This window comes from Mycobacterium sp. PDNC021 (assembly GCF_048282635.1).
GTDB lineage: Bacteria > Actinomycetota > Actinomycetes > Mycobacteriales > Mycobacteriaceae > Mycobacterium > Mycobacterium llatzerense.
Window position 1 is genome coordinate 4318116 of the sequence record NZ_CP182502.1, and the last position, 16082, is coordinate 4334197.

At 66.0% G+C, this 16082-nt stretch carries 15 protein-coding genes; 7 read left to right on the forward strand and 8 right to left on the reverse strand.

The genetic code is table 11. The features are described 5' to 3' along the window. The first annotated feature begins 38 nt into the window (after window positions 1-38). The 3 genes from ACNO8X_RS20610 to ACNO8X_RS20620 are packed head-to-tail and all read left to right on the forward strand — an operon-like array spanning window position 39 to window position 1524. Window positions 39-365 carry an ArsR/SmtB family transcription factor gene (locus ACNO8X_RS20610; RefSeq protein WP_043400991.1) on the forward strand — a complete coding sequence of 109 codons (327 nt, stop codon included), beginning with the start codon at window positions 39-41 and terminating at the stop codon, window positions 363-365. Then, window positions 352-879 carry an SRPBCC family protein gene (locus tag ACNO8X_RS20615; RefSeq protein WP_418002496.1) on the forward strand — a complete coding sequence of 176 codons (528 nt, stop codon included), beginning with the start codon at window positions 352-354 and terminating at the stop codon, window positions 877-879. Before ACNO8X_RS20610 ends, ACNO8X_RS20615 begins: the two co-directional genes overlap by 14 nt. Before the next feature lie 9 nt (window positions 880-888). Further along, window positions 889-1524: a flavodoxin family protein gene (locus ACNO8X_RS20620; RefSeq protein WP_418002497.1), complete on the forward strand. Its 636-nt coding sequence runs from the start codon at window positions 889-891 to the stop codon at window positions 1522-1524. Here ACNO8X_RS20620 and ACNO8X_RS20625 read toward each other — a convergent pair. From ACNO8X_RS20625 to ACNO8X_RS20640, 4 genes are all read right to left on the reverse strand, one after another. Then, complete coding sequence (locus ACNO8X_RS20625) at window positions 1508-2881, reverse strand: FAD-containing oxidoreductase (RefSeq protein ID WP_418002498.1); 1374 nt, start codon at window positions 2879-2881, stop codon at window positions 1508-1510. The two genes, ACNO8X_RS20620 and ACNO8X_RS20625, sit on opposite strands and share 17 nt — an antisense overlap. After that, window positions 2871-3371 carry a DUF4126 family protein gene (locus ACNO8X_RS20630; protein ID WP_043401051.1) on the reverse strand — a complete coding sequence of 167 codons (501 nt, stop codon included), beginning with the start codon at window positions 3369-3371 and terminating at the stop codon, window positions 2871-2873. The genes ACNO8X_RS20625 and ACNO8X_RS20630 overlap by 11 nt, the downstream gene beginning before the upstream one ends. Before the next feature lie 61 nt (window positions 3372-3432). Next, window positions 3433-4278 (reverse strand): ATP phosphoribosyltransferase, encoded by an 846-nt coding sequence (gene hisG, locus ACNO8X_RS20635; RefSeq protein WP_418005980.1) that lies wholly within the window; start codon window positions 4276-4278, stop codon window positions 3433-3435. A 26-nt stretch (window positions 4279-4304) separates the two neighbouring features. After that, on the reverse strand, window positions 4305-4586 hold the full coding sequence (locus tag ACNO8X_RS20640) for a phosphoribosyl-ATP diphosphatase (RefSeq protein ID WP_043401046.1): 282 nt from the start codon (window positions 4584-4586) through the stop codon (window positions 4305-4307). A 162-nt stretch (window positions 4587-4748) separates the two neighbouring features. Between ACNO8X_RS20640 and ACNO8X_RS20645 the strand changes: the two genes are divergently transcribed. Genes ACNO8X_RS20645 through ACNO8X_RS20655 form a run of 3 tightly spaced genes read left to right on the forward strand, consistent with a single transcriptional unit; the run spans window position 4749 to window position 7639 of the window. Further along, window positions 4749-5063: a DUF222 domain-containing protein gene (locus ACNO8X_RS20645; protein ID WP_418002499.1), complete on the forward strand. Its 315-nt coding sequence runs from the start codon at window positions 4749-4751 to the stop codon at window positions 5061-5063. A gap of 24 nt (window positions 5064-5087) precedes the next feature. Beyond that, window positions 5088-6473, forward strand: a complete 1386-nt coding sequence (locus ACNO8X_RS20650; protein ID WP_418002018.1) for an IS256 family transposase — start codon at window positions 5088-5090, stop codon at window positions 6471-6473. Between the two features lie 26 nt (window positions 6474-6499). After that, the gene (locus ACNO8X_RS20655) at window positions 6500-7639 is read left to right on the forward strand and encodes a DUF222 domain-containing protein (protein WP_418002500.1); all 1140 of its coding nucleotides are present in this window, start codon (window positions 6500-6502) and stop codon (window positions 7637-7639) included. Between the two features lie 133 nt (window positions 7640-7772). On the opposite strand, the gene ACNO8X_RS20660 is transcribed toward ACNO8X_RS20655, so the two are convergent. The 4 genes from ACNO8X_RS20660 to metH all read right to left on the reverse strand — a co-directional run bounded on the left by ACNO8X_RS20660 (window position 7773) and on the right by metH (window position 14928). Further along, a complete protein-coding gene (locus tag ACNO8X_RS20660) occupies window positions 7773-8774 on the reverse strand; it encodes a hypothetical protein (protein ID WP_418002501.1) in 1002 nt (333 codons plus the stop codon). Window positions 8775-8941: 167 nt separating this feature from the next. Next, window positions 8942-10396, reverse strand: coding sequence for a sugar porter family MFS transporter (locus tag ACNO8X_RS20665; protein WP_418002502.1), 1455 nt, complete (start codon window positions 10394-10396; stop codon window positions 8942-8944). 78 nt (window positions 10397-10474) lie between these two features. Further along, window positions 10475-11128 (reverse strand): HAD family hydrolase, encoded by a 654-nt coding sequence (locus ACNO8X_RS20670; protein ID WP_418002503.1) that lies wholly within the window; start codon window positions 11126-11128, stop codon window positions 10475-10477. A gap of 44 nt (window positions 11129-11172) precedes the next feature. Continuing rightward, window positions 11173-14928: a methionine synthase gene (metH, locus tag ACNO8X_RS20675; protein ID WP_418002504.1), complete on the reverse strand. Its 3756-nt coding sequence runs from the start codon at window positions 14926-14928 to the stop codon at window positions 11173-11175. A 245-nt stretch (window positions 14929-15173) separates the two neighbouring features. Here metH and ACNO8X_RS20680 point away from each other — a divergent pair, with 245 nt between their 5' ends. Beyond that, window positions 15174-16052 (forward strand): PAC2 family protein, encoded by an 879-nt coding sequence (locus ACNO8X_RS20680; protein WP_043396118.1) that lies wholly within the window; start codon window positions 15174-15176, stop codon window positions 16050-16052. The last annotated feature ends 30 nt before the right edge of the window (window positions 16053-16082 follow it).

Sequence of the window (16082 nt, forward strand, 5' to 3'; positions counted from 1 at the left end):
TACTTGCATCTATATAGACACCTAGGCATACTGGCTTCATGGACGTCTTCGAAGCGGTCGCCGAACCGAACCGGCGTGCTCTGCTCGACGTACTCGCCGAGGGCGAGTGCACGGCCGGTGAACTGGTCGCCACCCTCCCGGGCCTGACCCAGCCCACGGTCTCCCGTCACCTCCGAGTGTTGCGCGAGGTGGGGCTGGTCGAGGTCCGGCCCGATGCCCAACGACGCATCTACGCGCTGCGCGCCGACGGCCTGGTCGAGATGGACCAGTGGATCGACCGCTACCGCCGCTACTGGACCAACCATCTGGACGCCCTTGAGCGTCATCTGGATTCGACATTCGAGGAGGAACATGGCAACCGATGAACTCGAGGGCGTCGTCACGATCGACGGCGACCGCGCAACGCTGACATTCGAGCGTCGACTGCGGCACCCCGTCGAACGGGTATGGGCGGCAATCACCGAGCCCGCGCATCGCGACATCTGGATGGGCAAGACCGCCATCGACGGCCGCGAGGGCGGATCGATCGAAACGGTCGCCTCCGGTCCACCGGTGCCACCAGACCTGAAGCGCATGACCGGGCGCATCCTGGTCTGGGATCCGCCGCACGTGTTCGAGCACGAATGGCACCAGCAGATCGTCGAACCCGGCGTGGTCCGCTACGAACTCACCGCTGACGGCACCGGCACCCTACTCCGGATGACCCATCGCGGCCTGGGAGTGCCCAACGCCAACGGATTCCGGCCCGGCACACAGGCTTTCCTCGACCGCCTGCAGGCGCTGCTCGACGGCACTCCTCTACCCGGCTGGCTGGAGCGATACGCCGAGATCGCCGGCCACAGCCCACTCGACGCCCCACCCACCATTCCACCCGTCTAGGAGAAATTGATGTCGGACAACACCTTTCACGACGCCCCGTCGGTAGTCGTCGCCTACCAGTCGGGGTTCGGCCACACCGCGTTCCTCGCCGAGGCAGTGGCCGCCGGAGCTCGGTCCGCGGGCGCGGCCGTCACCCCGATCCGGTTGGGTGATGTCAGCGAAGACGAATGGCAAACCCTCGACGCGGCCGACGCGATCATCTTCGGCACCGCCACCTACATGGGCAACGTGTCGGCGGCGTTTCAGACGTTCGCCGAGCAGACGGGCCGCCGGTGCCAGCAAGGCACCTGGCGCGACAAGGTGGCGGCGGGCTTCACCAATTCGGGCTCCAAGAGCGGCGACAAGCTCAATGCGCTTGTCTCGCTGTCGGTTTTCGCCGCCCAGCATCACATGCACTGGGTCAATCTGGGTCTGGGTCCGGGCTGGAATCATTCCAGCGCGAGCGAGGGCGAACTGAACCGATTGGGCTTCTGGCTGGGAGCCGCCGCGGCGACCGACGTCGATGCGAATCCCGACGAGGTGCACCCCTCTGACGTCGCGACCTGCGAGCACCTTGGCCGGCGGGTCGCCGAGGTCACCCGCCAACTGGTCGCCGGACGCGCTGTCGCACAGGCTGATACGGAGCCCGTTACTGCAGGGGCCTGAGCCCTTCGAGCATCGTGGGCACCAACTCGGCAACGGTCGGGTGGATGTGCACGGTGTGCGTCATGGTGGTGTACGGCGCCTTGGCGGACATCAGATCGAGGATGCAGTGCACCACCTCGTCGCCGCCGACGCCGAGGATGGCCGCGCCGAGAATCTGGTTGGTCTCGGCGTCGACCACGACCTTCATGAAACCCTGGGTCTCCCCTTTTTCGACCGCCCGGCCGACGCGGGTCATCGGACGCTTACCCACCAACGCTTTTCGCCCAGACGCCCGAACCTGGGCCTCGGTCATGCCGGCCCGCCCCAGCGGCGGGTCGATGTACAGCGCGTAGGTGGGGATGCGGTCACTGACCCGGCGCGGTTCGTTGTCCAGCAGGTTGGCCGCGACGATCTCGAAGTCGTTGTACGACGTGTGGGTGAATGCGCCCTTCCCGTTGCAGTCACCCATGGCCCAGATGTGGTCGACGGTGGTGCGCAGCTGGTCGTCGACGGTGATGTATCCCCTGGAGTCGGTTGCCACCCCGGCCTTTTCGAGCCCCAGATCGTCGGTGTTGGGCACCCGGCCGACAGCGACCAGCAGGTGTGAGCCCGATACGACAGCGCTGCCGGTGCTGACCGACACCCCGTCACCGTCTTTGGCAACGCGAATATCGCCGGCGCCCAAATGGATGGTGATGCCCTCGCGCTCCAGGATGTCCTTGATGGCGACGCAGACATCGTCGTCTTCGCGGGAAGCCAGCCGTGGCCCGCGTTCGACGACGGTGACCTCGGCGCCGAACCGGCGGAACATCTGCGCGAACTCGAGGCCGATGTAGCTGCCGCCGATGATCACCAGATGCTCTGGCACGGTGTCGAGTTCGAGGATGCCGACGTTGGTGAGGTAGTCGACGCCGGCCAGACCGGGGATGTCCGGGGCCGTCGCGCGGCCACCGGTGTTGAGGAAGATCTGCTTGCCCGTGATCCGTTGGTCACCGACCTGGAGCGTGTGGGGGTCGATGAACCGGGCGTGTCCGCGCAGCAGCGTGCAGCCGTCCATGCCTTCGAGCCAGCTTTCGACGCCGTCGCGGTCCGCGGTGACGATGCCGTCCTTGCGGCCCTTGACTTTTGCCATATCGACGGTGACTTCGCCGGTGCCGATGCCGTATTCGGCACCGCGGCGGGCCAGGTGTGCGGCGTAGGCACTGGCGACCAATGTCTTGGTCGGGATACAGCCGTAGTTCACGCAGGTGCCGCCGACGAGCTTGCGCTCCACGACGGCAACGGTCCGGCCGGCGTCGACCAGCCTGCCGGCCAGCGGCGGTCCGGCCTGTCCCGCGCCGACGATGATGGCGTCGAACGCGGTGGCCTCAGACGACATAGGGACCGATCGCGCTCAGAGCGAAGGCGGCTACCGCGAAACCGCCTCCGACCGCGAGCACGTCCTCGGCGAGCGCCACCGGCAGGTCCTTTCCGCCGTTGCGCGCCACCAGGATTCGACGAGCGTGGAAGCCCGCCAAGGTACCGATCACCGCGCCGATCATTCCGCCGCCCATGCCGATGAACGTGTGGTGCCAACCGGCACCGATAACCGCGCCGGCGAACGCACCGGTGAGCAACCGGGCCCCGAACTGCGCCGGCACTGTCCGCGCCGGAGTCTTGGGCAGCTGATCGGTGATCAACTCGACCACCAGCAGGATGGTCAGCACCGTCACGGTGATCGGGTGGCCGACCCATTCGGCCCAGGTACCTGCCAGCGGTAACCAGCCGAGCTTGGCGCCCCAGGCCACCACCGCAGGCGGAGTGAGGGCCCGCAGGCCCGCAACCACACCGATGAGTAAGGCGAACAACAGAACCAGCGCTTGCGTCACGTGACCCTCCAGTCGGAAGTGCAGGTTGTCGAACCTACGGGGACGCTAACACCGGCACGGGTCAGAAGCGACAGAACCGAATATCGGAAGCGAGGATTGCCTTGGCACCAATGGCCGTCAGCTCGTCCATGATCGCGTTGACCTCCCGGCGCGGCACCAGGGCGCGCACGGCCACCCAGTCGGCATCCGCCAACGGCGCGATGGTCGGTGATTCGAGACCCGGCGTGATTGCCGTCGCCTGCTCCAAAACGGTGCGGGGGCAGTCGTAGTCGAGCATCAGGTACTGCTGCCCGAAGACCACACCCTGGATCCGAGCCGCGAGCTGGTCGCGGGCTTGATCGGGCGCCGCATCGGCACGCTCGATCAGCACGCCCTCCGAATCGCACAGCGATTCGCCGAAGGCCACCAGATTGTGCAGCGCCAAGGTCCGACCGGAGCCGACGACGTCGGCGATCGCGTCGGCCACGCCGAGCTGGATCGAGATCTCCACGGCGCCGTCGAGGCGGATCACCGTGGCCTCAATCCCCTTGTCGGCCAGGTCTTTCCGCACCAGGTTCGGGTAGGCACTGGCGACGCGCTTGCCGGCGAGGTCGGCCACCGACCAGTCCCGCCCGGCAGGCGCGGCGTACCGGAACGTCGACGAGCCGAAGCCCAGCGCCAGCCGCTCACTGACGGGCGCCATCGACTCAGCGGCCAGGTCGCGGCCGGTGATGCCGAAGTCCAGCTGCCCGGACCCCACATAGATCGCAATGTCCTTGGGCCGCAGGAAGAAGAACTCGACCTTGTTGACCGGGTCGACGACCGTCAGGTCCTTGGGATCGGTGCGGCGGCGGTATCCGGCCTCGGACAGGATGTGGGCGGCCGACTCGCTGAGCGCGCCCTTGTTCGGGACGGCGACGCGGAGCATGCCGTTGGTCTCATTCGTCGCGGTGTTCACAGCTTGCCGTACACGTCGTCGAGGGTAAGGCCGCGCTTGATCATCAGCACCTGCGTCCAGTACAGGAGCTGGCTGATCTCGCCGGCCAGCTCGTCGTCGCTCTCGTATTCGGCGGCGATCCACACTTCGCCGGCCTCTTCGATGATCTTCTTGCCCAGGTGATGCACCCCGGCGTCCAACGCTGCGACGGTGCCGCTGCCGGCCGGCCGGGTCTGCGCTCGCTCACTGAGCTCGGCGAATAGCGCATCGAAGGTCTTCACGGGCTGCAATTGTTTCACGCTGCGGACGTCGGCTGTGCATGTGGCTACCTGGGGCGCTCCAGTGGCTGCACACCCAGTCTCGAAAAAACTTTGGTCACTTTGTTTGCGCTGGTCACGATAGGCAACTGAGGCCACATTCGTCACAGCGACTTGTCGGCGCATCGAACTAATGTTCGACACATGGGAAGTGATCGGGCCACCATCTTCGCCGCCTACGACGCGGCCGAGGATGTGATCACCGAGCTCAACACCTTCGACTACAGCAGCCTGTCAGTCGCCGACCAACTCGAACTGCTCTCCCGCCGCGAGAAGTTGATGCGCCGGTTCCCGGTCGCCGACCATGCCCTGCTGGCCGGTCTGCGAGCCCAAACCACCCCGAACAACATTGGCGGGAAAAACTGGGCCGACGTGCTGCGGATCCGGCTGCATATCTCCAGCAACGATGCCCGCCGCCGGGTCCGGACCTGTCAGATGGTTTGTGTAGGAGCTGCATGAGCCAGATGGAGCACGATGATGTCCATGGTTGTTCGGCAGGACAGTCAGGCCGCTGACGGCGAAGACGATGATGATGCGGACCGGTTGGTTTCGGGCCGGCAGGCGTTCGAGGAGTTGAAGGCCGCGGGCGGTTTCGATGAGGTACTGGCCAAGATCGACGCCGGTGAGCTGCAGTTGACCGGCGAGGGTGGCTTTCTGCAGGAGATGGTCAAAGCGGTCCTCGAGCGAGGCCTGCAGACCGAGCTGTCCAGCCATCTGGGCTATGACAAGGGAGATCCCGTCGGTCGGGTGTTACCCAACTCCCGCAACGGTTTTAGCGCCAAGACAGTGGCCAGTGAGGTTGGTGATGTGACGCTGGCGATCCCGCGTGATCGCGACGGCAGCTTCATCCCGATGCTGGTCCCCAAAGGGTCGCGGCGCGTGGGCGGACTGGATTCGATGATCATCAGTCTCTACGCCGGCGGCATGACCATCCGCGATATCGAACATCACCTAGCCACCACGATCGGGACCGAGATCTCGCGGGAAACGATCAGCAAGATCACCGATTCGGTGCTCGAGGAGGTCCTCGAATGGCAACACCGACCGCTAGACCCGATGTATCCGATCGTCTATCTGGACGCCTTGGTGATCAAAATCCGCGACGGCAACCAGGTCCGCAATAAAGCTGCTCACATCGCCGTTGGCATCGATATCGACGGTATCCGCCATGTCCTGGGGATTTGGGTTCAGCCCACCGAGGGGGCGAAGTTTTGGGCCGGTGTATGCGCTGAACTGGCCAATCGTGGCGTCAAGGATGTGCTCATCGCCTGTGTGGACGGGTTGACCGGTTTCGGTGACGCGATCGCCGCGACGTGGCCGCAGACCATTGTTCAAACGTGCACCGTGCATCTGATCCGGGCCTCGATGCGTTTTGTCGCCTACGGCGATCGCAAACCAGTGGCCGCCGCACTGCGTGGCATTTACACCGCACCCACCATCGATGCTGCTGAAACCGCTTTGCACGAGTTCGCCGGCTCAGCGTGGGGGCAGAAGTATCCCACCGCAGTTCGGGCCTGGGAATCGGCCTGGGAACGGTTCACCCCGTTTCTGGCGTTCCCACCCGCGGTCCGCAAAATCATCTACACCACCAACGCGATCGAATCGCTGAACTACCAACTCCGCAAGATCATCAAGAACCGTGGGCATTTCCCCAACGATCAAGCGGCAGTGAAGCTTTTGTGGCTGGCGATCTGCAACATCGAGGACAAACGGGCCCGAGAACGCGTCCGTCAGCGCGAGCGACTGGCACCTCGCGACAACAAACGGACAGACCGCCTCGTCGAAGGCGCCATCGTCGTCGGCTGGAAACACGCACTGGCCGCCCTCGTCCTTAACTACCCAGACCGACTAGAGCCCTACATCTACTAAATGACCGCCACTCATACACAAAAATCTTGACAAGCTCCCGGGTCCGCCACGGCGAACACCTGGGCCCCCGCACCGGACTGACCGGGGAGGCTTTGCCACCACGGTGGGAGGACGTCGCCGCGGCCCAGACTGCCGGTGACCTCAACCCCGAGCACATCGAGGTCATCGCCAACCTGCTGGCCAACCTGCCGATGTGGGTCGACTTGACCACCACCACCCAGTGCGAACAATCGTTGGTGACCGGGGCACGGCACCAAACCCCCGAAGAACTACGCGTTGCGGCAAAAAAGCTGATGGACGCACTCGATCCGGACGGGCCAGAACCCGACGATGACGAACCCGACCCGAAGCGCGGCATCAACCAGGGCAAGCAACGCGCCGACGGCACCAGCGAGGTGAACGGCACCATCGACGCCGAAACCCGCGCCTACTGGGACGCGATCAACGAAAAATGGGCCGCACCCGGCATGTGCAACCCCGCCGACCCGCAGCCCTGCCTGTCGGGCACACCCACCCAGGAACAGATCGCCAGCGACACCAGGACCGCTGCGCAGCGCCGGCACGATGCCTACAAAATGGTCGGCCGCATGATCCTGACGACCGGCATGCTCGGCGAACACAACGGCCTACCCGTCACCGTGGTGGCGACCGCGACGGTGGCCGACCTGCAACGGGGTGCCGGAGTCGCCATCACCCATACCGGGACGAAGCTGCCGATCCGGGACCTGATCCGCATGGCCGGTCAAGGTGCGCACCACTATCTGACGGTGTTCGACCAGCACAGCAGTATTCCGCTGTATCTGGCCCGGGCCCGCCGCACCGCCACGCCCGGACAACGCCTCGCGTTGTTCGCCGCCCACCTGGGATGCACCCGCCCCAACTGCACCGCCCCCGCATCCCGCAGCCAAGCCCACCACCTGACCCCGTGGAAACACGGCGGAGCCACCGACATCACCAACCTCACCCTGGCCTGCGGCCCCGACAACCGCGCCGCCGACACCGGCGGCTGGACCACCACCACGGGCCCCGACGGCCGCACCCACTGGACCCCACCACCACTACTCGACGTCGGCCAGCCAAGGACCAACGAATATCACCACCCGACCTTGTATCCAGACGAGCAGGAAGGGGATGGCGACGGTGAAAGTGACAGTCCCGGACGCTAATCGGCACCCCACGCCACGCCACCCCACGCCGCGAGGGCAGTGCCGCACGAGCCGAGGCGAATCACCCGCTGGTGACGCGACGTGAGGTGAGGCGAGTCGCCGATGTCGCATGCGTGGCAACGGCGACCAGTGGCTAGGAGCCGCCCTTGTTTCCCTTGCCCGGCCGGCCGCTGTTGCCCGACGAGCCATCATGCGAAGACTTCTTGCTGTGCGACAACGACTTTCCAGGGGCAGACTTTCCAGGGTCGGACTTGCCAGTGCCGGTCTTGCCGCCGCCACCAACCTGGACGTCGGGAGCGTTCAGCTGATTCGGGGCCGGACGCCCCTTCGCCTTGCCGATGTCCGTCCCGCCGACGCCCGCCCCGTCAACGCCCGCGCCATCGACGGCTGCCCCGTCAACGGCTGCGGCGACGGTGAACGTCGAGGCCGCCGGTTTCTGGTTCTTCGGCGTGAACCCCCGGGGCGCCTTGATGGGGGCGTTCACCACGTCGGGACCGGCGGGCGCCGCGTCTGCCGCAATTGCGGTGGGGCCTGGCACGGCCGCAGTGGGCGCATCGGTTTTCGCGGCGGCCGGACCCGCCGCGACAGGCAGCAGGCCGAGCAAGGGCGCGAAGAACTGCTGCACCGTCTGGACGACGTACATGATCGGCGCCACCACGAAGATGCCGAAGAAGATCGCGCCGAACAGGACGAACGGACCCACGACGGCGTTGTTGACGAGCGGCCCGACGAACGACCAGAAGGCCGACGAGATCGCCGAGCCGATATCGGAGATGATCGGGATCCCCGCCAACGGCGTCGGCGCGGCCGCAAGCGGTGCGGGTCCGATCGGCGCGGTGGACGTCGCGGCGAGCGGCATCGGTTTGCCAGGCTGTCCGCCGACGGACGGCCCACTGGCCGGTACCACTGCCACACGGGCTCCCAATTGCGCAGCCGTGGTGATGAATTGGTCCAGCGCGGCCCATTGCGCCGACAGCGGCGCACTCGCCGCCGCAAGCCGCACGGCGCTGACGTCCACCGCGGCCCCATGCCCCGGAGGAGACACGCCGACAAAACTGAGCACCACGACGCCGGCGCTGCCAACCGCACCAGCGACGTTGAGACGAGCGGCACAGCGCGACCGGGCGTTGACCATTGCGCACTCCTTCCGTGAAGGAGCGTCAGGACCACGGCAGCACCAACGCTCACCGCCGATAATTGTCTCTTACGTCAATACTGATGGCATCAGCCATCTGACGGATATTCACCGGACTCGAGACCGGGCTCAGTCAGTCATTTCAGCGCGCAAGCCACGCGGCGACTTCACTTTGCCAGCAACTCGGCGTGCATATCTTCCAGCGCAACGCCTTTGGTCTCGCGAACCCACTTGGCGACGAAGACCAGCGACAGCAGAGCACACAGCGCGTAGAAGCCGTAGGCGACGCCGAGCGTGCTGCGCAGTTCAGGGAAGCTGACAGTGATCGCCCAGTTGGCGACCCACTGGCCGGCCGCTGCCAGACCCAGCGCCGCGGCACGGATGCGGTTGGGGAACATCTCCCCCAGCAGCACCCACACCACCGGCCCCCACGACATACCGAACGCCACCACGAACAGGTTGGCGGCGATCAGGGCGACGGGCCCTTCGACGCCACCCAACTGCGGCACCCCGTTCACCTGCGGGGCGGTGCCGAAGATGACCGCCATGGTGGCCAGCGTCAGCGTCATCCCGGCCGAGCCGATGAGCAGCAGTGGTTTGCGACCGACCTTGTCGATCAGCATGATCGCGACGACCGTCGTCAAGATGTTCACCACCGACGTGATGACGGTGATGACGAACGACGAGCTCTCGTCGAAACCTACGGCCTCCCACAGCACGTTCGAGTAGTAGAAGATCACGTTGATGCCCACGAACTGCTGGAACACCGACAGCGCCAGACCGACCCAGACGATGCCGTAAAGACTCAAGGGTCCGCCGCCGGGCTTGCACATGTCGCGCCAGCTGGGCTTCGACTCGGACTCGAGCGTCTGCTGGATGCGATCGATGGTGATCTCCAGATTCTTCTCCCCCAGCAACATGGTGAGCACCTTGCGGGCTTCCGGAATCCGATGTGTGGCAACGAGATAACGCGGCGATTCGGGAATCGTGAAGGCCAGCAGGCCGTACACCACGGCGGGGATGGCCATCAGGATGAACATCCAGCGCCAAGCCTCGAGACCCAGCCAGAGCACGCTGCTCGCGCCGCCGGCCAAGTGCGCCAGCAGCGCGTCGACCGCCAGCGACAGGAAGATGCCGCTGACGATGGCCAGTTGCTGCAGGGACCCCAGCCGACCACGGATGCTCGTCGGCGATGTTTCGGCGATGTAGGCCGGCGCGATCACCGACGCGATGCCCACGCCAAGGCCACCGACAATGCGGAACGCGACCAGTATCTCGATGCTGGTCGCCACACCGGCTCCGATTGCGCTGACAAAGAACAGCAGCGCGGCCAGCTTCATCACGGTAAGTCGACCGACGCGGTCCGCCAGCCGCCCGGCCGTCATGGCGCCCACTGCCGCACCGAGCAGCGCCGAGGCGACCGCAATGCCCAAGGCCTGGTCGCCGATGTCGAAGTACTGCTGAATCGACTTCACCGCACCGTTGATGACGGCACTGTCGTAGCCGAAGAGCAAACCGCCCAGCGCCGCTACCGACGCGATGCGCACGGCACTGCGGCCGGAGTCGAACTCCTCGTCATCGAAGATCGCCGATGTGTCGTCACCGATCGGACCATGGGACATCGGACGTCCTTTCGCAGCGCTGCGTGGTGTGCGTCAACGATCGCACAGCAGACCCCACTACCGGACCAGAACTAGCGGCTACGAACACATTTCGGTATAGATGTCACGAAGGTCGGCGACCCCGAGCCCGGCCAGCGTTTCGATGTGCCGGCGGCGTGGCCCGTCGGGCACTGCGACGTCGTTGGGCACCACCAGCACGACGCAGCCCGCGGCATCCGCCGACTGCGCACCGGTCACCGAATCCTCGATCGCCAGGCAGTCCCGCGGCGCGACCCCCAGCAGTTCGGCAGCGCGCTGGTACGGAGCCGGATGCGGCTTACCGTCGGGCACCTCGTCACCGCAGACGGTGACCGTAAAGTAGTGACTACCAATGGTTTTCAGCGCCTGCTCGGTCAGCGTGCGCCGGGTGTTGGTCACGAGCGCCAGCGGAATCTCACTGGCCGCCAACGTTTCCAACAACTCCTGCGCACCGGGCCGCCAGGGCAGCCCCTGCTCGAACAGCTCACCGGTGTAGTCATGCAGCCAGTCCGCGGACTCGGCCATGGATTCCGGGGTCGGGTCCAGGCCGAGGTCGTCGTACACGATGCGCATGACGTTCTCCGCCGAGCCACCGACCGTCGTCTCCCGCACCGCGTCGGTCAGCACCCCGCCCTTTTGGGCGTAGAAGGCGTGCATCGCGACGTCCCACAGCTTTTCGGAGTCGACGAGCGTGCCGTCCATATCGAAGAGCACAGCTTTGAGCGTTAGGCGGGCGAAGCTGGGGCGGGAGATGGGTATCAGTCCTCCGGGTTGTAGCCGAGGTTGGGTGCCAGCCAGCGCTCGGCTTCTTTCAGCGTCCAACCTTTACGTCGTGCGTAGTCGGCGACCTGGTCCTGGGCCAGCCTGCCGACCACGAAGTACTGCGACTGCGGGTGCGAGAAGTACCACCCGCTGACGGCCGCGCCGGGCCACATCGCCATCGACTCGGTCAGCTCGATGCCGGTCCGTTCCTGGACGTCCATCAGCTCCCAGAGCGTCGCCTTCTCCGTGTGCTCGGGGCAGGCCGGATAGCCGGGCGCCGGCCGGATGCCGACGTACTTCTCCCCGATGAGCGCCTCGTTGTCCAGTTGCTCGTCGGGCTGGTATCCCCAGAACTCCTCGCGGACCCGCTGGTGCATCCGTTCGGCGAATGCCTCGGCCAACCGGTCGGCGATGGACTCCAGCAGGATGGCGCTGTAGTCGTCGATGGCGGCCTTGAACTCCATGATCTTGTCCTGGCTGCCGAGCCCGGCGGTGACCGCGAAGGCACCGACGTAGTCCCGGTGCCCGGTTTCCCGGGGGGCGACGAAGTCACCCAACGACTTGTTCGGGATGCCGGCACGGTGCTCGCCCTGCTGACGCAGGTTGTGCAGCGTGGTGAGCACCTCGGACCGCGACTCGTCGGTGTAGACCTGGATGTCGTCGCCGACCGCGTTCGCCGGGAAGAAACCGATCACGCCGTTGGCGCGCAGCCACTTCTCCTTGATCAGGGTGTCGAGCATCTCCTGGGCATCGTCGTACAACTTGCGCGCGGCCTCGCCCGACGCCGGGTTGTTGAGGATGTCGGGGAACTTGCCCTTCATCTCCCAGGCGTTGAAGAACGGCTGCCAGTCGATGTACTCGCGCAGTTCGGCCAGGTCGTAGTCGAGAAACTCCCGAACGCCGACGCCCTGGGCGGGCACCGGCGGCGTGTAGCCGTCCCACTCGATCGGCGTCCGGTTGGCGCGGGCTTTCTCCAGCGTGAGCATCGGCCGCTCGTGCTTCTGGGCGTGCCGTTCGCGCAGGGCCGCGTAGTCCTTCTCGGTGGCCTCCATCAGAGCGGGACGCTGCTTGTCGTCGAGCAGTGCGGCTGCCACCGGCACCGAGCGGGACGCGTCCTTGACCCAGACCACCGGGCCGCTGCGGCGCGGTGAAATCTTCACGGCCGTATGGGCACGCGACGTGGTGGCGCCACCGATCAGCAGCGGGATCTCCAGACCTTCGCGTTCCATCTCGACGGCGAAGTTGACCATCTCGTCGAGGGACGGGGTGATCAGGCCGGACAGCCCGATGATGTCGGCCTTGTGCTCCTTGGCGGCGTCCAGGATCTTCTGGGCAGGCACCATCACACCGAGGTCGACCACGGTGTAGTTGTTGCACTGCAGGACGACCCCGACGATGTTCTTGCCGATGTCGTGGACGTCGCCCTTCACGGTCGCCATCACGATGGTGCCGTTGGTCGTCTCGGCGTCACCCGGCTGCTTCTCCGCCTCGATGTACGGCAGCAGGTAGGCGACGGCCTTCTTCATCACGCGGGCCGACTTCACGACCTGCGGCAGGAACATCTTGCCCGCGCCGAACAGATCGCCGACGACGTTCATGCCGTCCATGAGCGGGCCCTCGATCACCTCGATCGGGCGACCTCCCGCGGCGGAGATTTCGGCGCGCAGTTCCTCGGTGTCGGCGTCGACGTCCGCGTCGATGCCCTTGACCAGCGCGTGCGTGATCCGCTCGCGGACCGGCAGGCTGCGCCACTCCGCCGCCTTGGGGTCCTCGGTCTTCTCCGACTTGTTGAACCGTTCGGCGATCTCCAGCAGCCGCTCGGCGGCGTCCTCGCGACGGTTGAGGACGACGTCCTCGATGCGGTCCCGCAGCTCGGGGTCGATCGAGTCATACGGCACCAGCGCACCGGCGTTGACGATGCCCATGTCCAAGCCGGCCTTGATGGCGTGAAACAGGAACACCGCGTGAATGGCTTCGCGGACGGGGTTGTTGCCGCGGAACGAGAACGACACGTTCGAGATGCCGCCGGAGATGTGCACGCCGGGCAGGTTCTCCTTGATCCAGGCGCACGCCTCGATGAAGTCGATGCCGTAGGTCGCGTGCTCCTCGATACCCGTCGCCAACGCGAAGCAGTTCGGGTCGAAGATGATGTCCTCGGCCGGGAAGCCGACCTCTTCGGTCAGGATCCGGTACGCGCGCCCGCAGATCTCCTTGCGGCGCTCCAGATTGTCGGCCTGGCCCTGCTCGTCGAAGGCCATCACGACGACAGCGGCGCCGTACTTGCGGCACAGCCGGGCCTCGCGGATGAATTTCTCCTCGCCCTCCTTCATGGAGATCGAGTTGACGATCGGCTTGCCCTGCACGTTCTTCAGGCCCGCCTCGATGACCTCCCACTTGGAGGAGTCGATCATCACGGGAACACGGCTGATGTCCGGTTCGGCCGCGATCAGCTTGGTGAACCGGTCCATCGCGGCGATGCCGTCGATCATGCCCTCGTCCATATTGATGTCGATGACCTGCGCACCGACCTCGACCTGCTGCAAGGCGACCGACAGGGCGGTGTCGTAGTCCTCGGCCTTGATGAGGTTGCGGAACCGCGCGGAGCCGGTGATGTTGGTGCGCTCACCGATGTTCACGAACAGCGAGTCTTCGGTGATGTTGAGCGGCTCCAGGCCCGACAGCCGCGTGGCCACGGGAATCTCCGGCAGCTCGCGGGGCGCCTTGCCCTCCACGACCCTGGCGATCTCGGCGATGTGCGGCGGCGCCGTGCCGCAGCAACCGCCCACCAGGTTGACCAGGCCTGCCTCGGCGAACTCCTCGATGTAGCCTGCCTGACGCTCCGGCGACTCGTCGTACTCGCCAAAGGCGTTGGGCAGACCCGCATTCGGGTAGCAGGAGACGAACGTGTCCGCGATCCGCGCCACCTCGGCGATGTACGGCCTCATCTCGGGCGCGCCCAGGGCGCAGTTGAGGCCGACGGCGAGGGGCCTGGCGTGCCGGATCGCATTCCAGAACGCCTCGGTGACCTGACCGGACAAAGTTCGTCCGGATGCGTCGGTGATGGTGCCCGAGATGATCAACGGCCAGCGGCGACCGCGCTGCTCGAAGAGCGTCTCGACGGCGAACACCGCGGCCTTGGCGTTCAGCGAGTCGAAGATCGTCTCGATGATGAGAATGTCGGAGCCGCCGTCGACCAGGCCGTTGGCAGCCTCCAGGTAGGCGGTGACCAGCTGGTCGTACGAGACGTTGCGCGCACCCGGATCGTTGACGTCGGGCGAGATCGACGCGGTGCGCGTCGTCGGGCCCAGCGCGCCGGCGACGTAGCGCGGCTTCTCCGGGGTACTGAATTCGTCGGCAGCTTCACGAGCGAGGGCAGCGCCGGCGTAGTTCAGCTCGTAGGCGAACGCCTCCATGCCGTAGTCGGCGAGCGAGACCGCGTTCGCGTTGAACGTATTGGTCTCCAGGATGTCCGCGCCGGCTTCGAGGTACTCGCGGTGGATGCCTTCGATGATCTGCGGCTGCGTCAAGGTGAGCAGGTCGTTGTTGCCGATGAGGTCACTCGGCCAGTCCTTGAAGCGCTCGCCGCGGTAGCCGGCCTCGTCGGGCCGGTCCCGCTGGATCGCCGTGCCCATGGCGCCGTCGATGACCATGATCCGCTGCCCCAGCGCAGCCGTGAGTTCGTCGGTGCAGTCGGGGCGGATGTTCGGCACGAAAGTCTTCACCGGGGCGGCAGTCACATGCGTTCCTTCCATTGCGGAAGGCGTCCTTAACTCTGCCGAGCGTGGCGGATACCGGGCCGACCGGATTCCGTTGCAACGCCTCTCGACGCCAAAGAGTCTACGTCGTCAGCTGACAGACGTTCGGACGCCCACGTTGGACAGTTGTTTGTCCAGTGCAGTCACATCAACATGCTAGGCCGGACTACCAAACCGGTTTGCCGGCCCGACCCGCCCCGGGGTAGCGCTCGCAGGCGCCGATAAGGGCTTACGCTGGCGTTGTGAGCCCCGCCGACCGGCCCCTCCTCCAGGGACTTGACCTGCCCGAACTGCACGATGCCGTCGTCGTCGCGGCGTTCGAGGGGTGGAATGACGCGGGGGACGCCGCCAGTGACGCCCTCGAGCACCTCGATGCCATGTGGGAGGCCCGGACCCTCGTCGAGATCGACGATGAGAGCTACTACGACTACCAGGTGAATCGTCCAGTGATCCGCCAGGTGGACGGCGTCACGCGCGAGCTGGTGTGGCCGTCGATGAGCATCTCGCACTGCCGCCCGCCGGGTTCGGATCGAGACGTGGTGCTGATGCACGGCGTCGAGCCGAACATGCGGTGGCGCACCTTCTGCGCCGAGCTGCTGGCGATCCTGGACAAGCTCAACGTGCACACCGTCGTCATCCTGGGTGCGCTGCTCGCCGACACCCCGCACACCCGCCCGGTGCCGGTGTCCGGTGCGGCGTACTCAGCCGATTCGGCCAAGTTCTTCGGGCTCGAGGAGACCCGCTACGAGGGACCGACCGGCATCGCCGGGGTTTTCCAGGACGCGTGCGTGCAGGCCGGCATCCCGGCCGTCACGTTCTGGGCGGCGGTGCCGCACTACGTGTCAGCGCCCCCGTGCCCCAAGGCCACCGTCGCGCTGCTGCGTCGCGTCGAGGACGCCCTCGACGTCGAGGTGCCACTCGGCGACCTGCCGGCGCAGGCCGAGGAGTGGGAGCTGTCGGTCACCGAGATGACGGCCGACGACGAGGAGATCGCCGAATACGTGCAGTCGCTCGAGGAACGCGGCGACGCCGAGGTCGACATGAACGAGGCGCTCGGCAAGATCGACGGCGACGCGTTGGCCGCGGAGTTCGAGCGGTACCTCAAGCGCAGAGGTCGTTAGCCCGCCGAGCGGCCATTCATAACACGCAAA

Coding starts and splice junctions, on each gene's coding strand:
- ACNO8X_RS20610 (WP_043400991.1), top strand. CDS start 39: ATGGACGTCTTCGAAGCGGTCGCCGAACCGAACCGGCGTGCTCTGCTC.
- ACNO8X_RS20615 (WP_418002496.1), top strand. CDS start 352: ATGGCAACCGATGAACTCGAGGGCGTCGTCACGATCGACGGCGACCGC.
- ACNO8X_RS20620 (WP_418002497.1), top strand. CDS start 889: ATGTCGGACAACACCTTTCACGACGCCCCGTCGGTAGTCGTCGCCTAC.
- ACNO8X_RS20625 (WP_418002498.1), bottom strand. CDS start 2,881: ATGTCGTCTGAGGCCACCGCGTTCGACGCCATCATCGTCGGCGCGGGA.
- hisG (WP_418005980.1), bottom strand. CDS start 4,278: ATGCTCCGCGTCGCCGTCCCGAACAAGGGCGCGCTCAGCGAGTCGGCC.
- ACNO8X_RS20645 (WP_418002499.1), top strand. CDS start 4,749: ATGGGAAGTGATCGGGCCACCATCTTCGCCGCCTACGACGCGGCCGAG.
- ACNO8X_RS20650 (WP_418002018.1), top strand. CDS start 5,088: ATGGTTGTTCGGCAGGACAGTCAGGCCGCTGACGGCGAAGACGATGAT.
- ACNO8X_RS20660 (WP_418002501.1), bottom strand. CDS start 8,774: ATGGTCAACGCCCGGTCGCGCTGTGCCGCTCGTCTCAACGTCGCTGGT.
- ACNO8X_RS20665 (WP_418002502.1), bottom strand. CDS start 10,396: ATGTCCCATGGTCCGATCGGTGACGACACATCGGCGATCTTCGATGAC.
- metH (WP_418002504.1), bottom strand. CDS start 14,928: ATGGAAGGAACGCATGTGACTGCCGCCCCGGTGAAGACTTTCGTGCCG.